The 4,605-nt window shown below is 41.5% G+C and carries 5 protein-coding genes and 1 pseudogene; all 6 read left to right on the forward strand.

The features are described from left to right. A pseudogene (locus ACYVIL_RS17125) lies at positions 1-88 on the forward strand (IS5/IS1182 family transposase); the annotation flags it as partial. Positions 89-542: 454 nt separating this feature from the next. Further along, positions 543-1,370, forward strand: coding sequence for a formate dehydrogenase accessory sulfurtransferase FdhD (gene fdhD, locus ACYVIL_RS17130; RefSeq protein ID WP_303476953.1), 828 nt, complete (start codon positions 543-545; stop codon positions 1,368-1,370). Positions 1,371-1,402: 32 nt separating this feature from the next. Then, positions 1,403-2,701 carry an alpha-amylase family glycosyl hydrolase gene (locus tag ACYVIL_RS17135; RefSeq protein WP_460313694.1) on the forward strand — a complete coding sequence of 433 codons (1,299 nt, stop codon included), beginning with the start codon at positions 1,403-1,405 and terminating at the stop codon, positions 2,699-2,701. Next, a complete protein-coding gene (locus ACYVIL_RS17140) occupies positions 2,691-3,254 on the forward strand; it encodes an isochorismatase family protein (protein WP_303476949.1) in 564 nt (187 codons plus the stop codon). Before ACYVIL_RS17135 ends, ACYVIL_RS17140 begins: the two co-directional genes overlap by 11 nt. 42 nt (positions 3,255-3,296) lie before the next feature. Then, positions 3,297-3,728 carry a DUF3859 domain-containing protein gene (locus ACYVIL_RS17145; protein ID WP_303476946.1) on the forward strand — a complete coding sequence of 144 codons (432 nt, stop codon included), beginning with the start codon at positions 3,297-3,299 and terminating at the stop codon, positions 3,726-3,728. A gap of 346 nt (positions 3,729-4,074) precedes the next feature. After that, a partial coding sequence (locus ACYVIL_RS17150; protein WP_460313697.1) for a transposase occupies positions 4,075-4,605 on the forward strand: 531 nt, incomplete at its 3' end.

Here is a 4,605-nt window from a genome sequence, read left to right on the forward strand (position 1 = left end):
ATCAACGAGGTATGAAAAGTTAGCAAGGAATTATGCCAGTATGGTTTCACTGGCATTTTCGATGATGTGGTTGCCGATGTATTGCTGAGTGAAATATGTACAGCAAAGATCAACAGGCCTTAGCAAACTGAGACTTGGGTTTTAGCCGAAATTGAATTATCAGCTCATTTAATAGGTAACATATTGTAGTGTTATACACCTTTAAAGCCTCTCATGCTGCTAGTTAGTCGCGCTGGCAGAATCAGCGGTGACCATACTAAGTTTTAGCTCAGTTTATGACTTTTTCCAAGGTATATTTAAGCGATAAAAAGTAAGTGATGAGTATCTAAATATTGAATTTTGGTCTTTTTTTTAGGTGATAATCGTTATTTTAAAGCTACTGAATAACCCGCATATGATTGTATTAGGCTGGCAGAGGCAGCCGTTGCAGAATAGAGTAGCAGTCTCTAGATTAAGTAATTGAAACTATATTTTGTTGATATCATCCCCTAATGTTCCAGATACTGTATTCTGTTATGGAGTTTATTTAATAAAAGCCCAGTATGGAAGAATCGATTCAATATAATATCGTCAGCTATCACGATTCAGCGAACCACAAAGTCGATTGGATTGCTTGCGAGCAGCCATTGGAAATTTGGCTTAAGTTTTATAAGACTGCGAATGAAACGCAAAAGGTGTACTTACATTCCACCATGCGAACTCCCGGTGATGATGTTAATTTGGTCAAGGGCTGGTTGCAGTCTATTGATTTACTCAAAGTTAGCGATATCTTAAGCATTACACATACAGGCAAGGGTAAATTAAAACAAAACACCAGTAATCGAATTGTGATCACCTTGAAACCAGGCAGTAACGTTGATTTATCGACGTACAAGACGAGTCAATTATCTGTTTCAAGTTGCGGAGTGTGCGGACAACAAAATATCGACCGCTTATTAGAAAACTTGTTGCCTATAGATGATGAAAATCGGGTTTCGATGGCAGTGAGGACGGTCTCAGAGTTACCCAATAAATTGCGCCAACAGCAAGCTGTTTTTTTCAAAACCGGTGGGGTGCATGCCGCTGGTCTAATAGATAAGCAAGGAAATTTAGTTGCCACAAGTGAAGATATTGGCAGGCACAATGCTTTGGATAAGTTAATCGGTAAACACATGGCGCAGTTACCCGGTCAATATGCTGTATTGCTAAGTGGCAGGGTAAGTTTTGAAATGGTGCAAAAGTCGGCTAGAGCGGGTTTTAGCATGATTATTGCCGTAGGCGCGCCTACCAGTTTGGCGGTAGATTTATGTCGAGAGTTAGACATTGCTTTAATCGGTTTTATTAAAGGCTCGCAATTCAACTTGTATCATGGAGAACGCCAACTAATTTAAAGGGTTCGCCGAGCAAACAGGATTTATTCCCAATGGATCATACACCCAAAAAATATGTGCAAATTGATACTCCTGAGTGGGTGAAAAATGCGGTGATATACGAAGTGAATATTCGCCAATTCACCTTTGAGGGAACTTTCAATGCTGCACAAGCTCATTTTCCTCGCTTAAAATCTCTCGGTGTCGATATCTTGTGGATTATGCCAATTCATCCCATTGGAGAAAAGAACCGAAAAGGTTCCTTGGGCAGTCCCTATTCGGTGAAAGATTATTATGCCGTGAATCCGGAGTTCGGTGATTTAGGGGATTTTCAGGGTTTTGTAAAAGCAGCCCATGCATTTGGCTTCAAGATTATTCTCGATTGGGTATGTAACCATAGTGCGTGGGATAATCGGCTCGTGGAAGAGCATCCCGACTGGTACGCAAGGGATTACAAGGGCGACTTTACACCCACTCCTTGGTGGGACTGGGATGATGTTATTGATTTTGATTACTCTCATTCTGCGCTTCGTGCCTATATTGCTAGCGCTATGCGTTATTGGGTGGAAGTTGCTGACATTGATGGCTTCAGGTGTGATGTGGCGGGATTTATCCCAAATGATTTTTGGGCAAAAGTGCGGTCAGAGTTAGATACCATCAAACCCGTATTCATGTTGGCCGAGTGGGAGTCAAAAGATCTCCATCAAGATGCTTTTGACATGACTTATGCGTGGAGTTGGAATGAGATTATGCATGGTATTACATGTCATGGCTTACCTATTAGTAAGCTTTTTAAATATTATTCTTGGAATGAAAAGTCTTACCCCATAGAAGCGCATCGAATGACTTTTTTGAGTAATCACGATAAAAATGCGTGGGATGGTACTCAACATGAGCAATTTCAACAGGGGTTAGAGGCTGCAATTGTGTTGTCGGTGATTGGCGAAGGTATGCCACTGATCCACAATGGACAAGAAGCTGGGGAAACAAAACGTCTGGCGTTTTTTGAAAAAGATCCCATTCATTGGCAGCCCCATCATATAGGTGATTTGTATCAAAGATTAATTCACCTTAAAAAATCACACTCTGCCTTGCATAACGGGCAATGGGGGGCAAGAATGATCCATGTTCCTAATTCTGCCCCTAAACAGGTGTTTAGTTTTGTACGGTCAGATAAAACGAGTAAAATTTTTGTTGTGTTAAACTTATCTAATCACTCAATACTAGTGAAGTTCCAAGGGACGTTATGCTTAGGGGAGTTTAGCTCTTTTTTCGAGAATAAACGCGTAGAGATTAAGTCAAATACCGAGCTGGCAATGGCACCATGGGGGTATCAGATATATGTCAATTAAAGAAATGACGCCAGAAACAACACAAGTGTTAATGGTCGATATACAGCGAAAATTGTTTGCAACGATGCACAATCACCAAGCTTTATTGCGGCGCTGTCTTACGTTGCTTGGGACTGCACAACTGTTTGATATACCCATTACAGGGGTAGAGCAGTACCCCAAAGGGTTAGGAGAAACCCACGAGTTGTTGCAGCCTTATGTTCAACGTAACTTTACCAAAACCGCATTTTCTGCTTTTGCGCAAACAGATTTAGTGGCGCACTTGGATCAACTCAGAACCGCAAGTTGTAAAGCGAATTTGTTGTTGTTAGGTGCTGAATCTCATGTGTGTTTGTATCAAACAGCCATTGATGCCCTTAAGGCGAATTATAGGGTTACCATTGCATGGGATGCTACGGCTTCCCGTTATGAATCAGACCGAGAACTAGCAAAGCAACAATTGATCGCAGCCGGTTGTCATCTGGTTTCCGTGGAAATGGTGGTTTTTGGTTGGTTAAAAGATGCTAAACACAAACATTTTAAAGCGGTGAGTGAATTGCTCAAGGCCCACTAAGTTAGATAAATCTCACCGATAGAATTTAAGAGATTCGCAGTAATGGCAAAACATAAAGCCCAATTTGAAATAACCAGTTTTGGTCTTTATGAAGGCTGGGACACCAAGAGTAAAGAATTACCTTCTATTCGTAATTTCACAACGAAAATCCCTGCTACTTTAGATGTGGAATTCGGCTTTATTTTGGAGGTCAAAAAGGGCAAAGGGTTGAAGTTGGAATTCACTATTTATCATCCAAATATTCCCGACAAAAAGGGCAATATAATGCCACCCTTTACCGGTGACGTTTATGTGCGAAACAACAATTGGGAATTCTATTTAGGCGATACAGTATGGTCCCCCATTCACGACAAAGTGGGTGACTGGCGCATGGTAATTGAATGTGAAGGTAAAATTGTAGCTGAAAAAACCTTCACGGTTTTAGAAGAGTACGCGGATGGCGAGATTCAATTTTGGAAAAAACGCGGTTATTGATTTAATGTGTTGTAAGCAAGGGTATCACTTTCTAGAAAACCTTTATCGAGCGTAAAAACCGAAGCGCTATGAGGGAAGTAGTTAATTGCTTTCATATGATTCGCAATGGGAAAAGGCCGTAACGTCGAATAAACCTCTCACATTTTACTTTTTTGACATGGACAGCAGCGCTTGACATAGCGCTTGACATGTACTTTTTGACATGGACAGCCACAAACTTTTTTGACATGGACAGCCACAAACTAGACTACAAGGTTAACCAGTTTTGACATGGACAGCCACAAACTGGACCCTAGGGAAACCCACATCAACTATGCTTAAATATTCTTAATTCAAGGAATGAATTATGCCATTGCCACGGAAGCGCCAAATTAGCTTATCTGATACCCCTTATTATCATTGTGTATCCCGCTGTGTTAGACGGGCCTTTTTGTGTGGCGAAGATAAACTGACTGGAAAAAGCTATGAGCATCGTCGCCAGTGGGTAGAAGACAGGTTGTTGTTTTTGACCACAGTCTTTGCCATTGAGGTGTGTGCTTATGCGGTGATGAGTAATCATACCCATGTGGTACTGCATGTTAATTCTGACAAAGCAAAACATTGGACGGATAAAGAGATAGCCCGGCGCTGGCATAAGCTTCACAAGGGCACGCTGCTTTCACAGAAGTTCACATCTAAGCAAGCTACTGAACTGATTGAGGCAGAGCTCAGTGAGGCTGAACACATGACACTCCAATCCACTTTATCCGTCTATCGAAGTCGATTAATCGATATCAGCTGGTTTATGCGAGAATTGAATGAGCCTATTGCCCGACAAGCAAACCAGGAAGATAACTGTACGGGGCATTTTTGGGAAGGGCGATTCAAGTCACAAGCC

The sequence above is a fragment of the Aliiglaciecola aliphaticivorans genome (assembly GCF_054782055.1).